Raw genomic sequence first — 485 nt, forward strand, 5'->3', positions numbered from 1 at the left:
GAGCTGCAGCCTTAGCACGCTCTAATCGGGTAAGGACATCGCGAACTTCTTGCAAGAAAACCTTTCCTGCGTTTGTCAGTTCTACGTGTCGTTTAGTTCTTTCAAACAACTTCACTCCAAGTTCCCTTTCAAGTTGTAAAATCTGTTGACTTAAAGGTGGTTGTGTCATCTGTAAGCGTATTGCCGCCCGACCAAAATGTAACTCTTCGGCCACTACAGTGAAATATTCAATCTGACGTAGTTCCACGAGATTATTCCTCCCTAATTAAGTCGTTTTTCGACTTAGAAACATGACATTTATATATTAGACACTGATTTATTCTAGTTGTAAAGTGTTGTTAGAATGGAATGAAGATATAGAGAAAACTTAGGAAATCACTGTCGATAATGAAGGGTTATTACAGGTCGCCTCATCTTTTTTTTACGAACTATTACAGAGGAGTATCTGGAAAGGAGTAGAAGAAACTATGAAAACACGAGTAACC

General features: G+C 38.8%; 1 protein-coding gene. It reads right to left on the bottom strand.

Going from position 1 to position 485, the window contains the following annotated elements; translation table 11 throughout:
• Nucleotides 1-247: LysR family transcriptional regulator (locus tag AAHB12_RS31325; RefSeq protein ID WP_342048950.1), on the bottom strand; the 247-nt coding region annotated here is incomplete at its 3' end.
• Nucleotides 248-485: the final 238 nt, after the last annotated feature.

The sequence above is a fragment of the Bacillus sp. OTU530 genome (assembly GCF_038440375.1).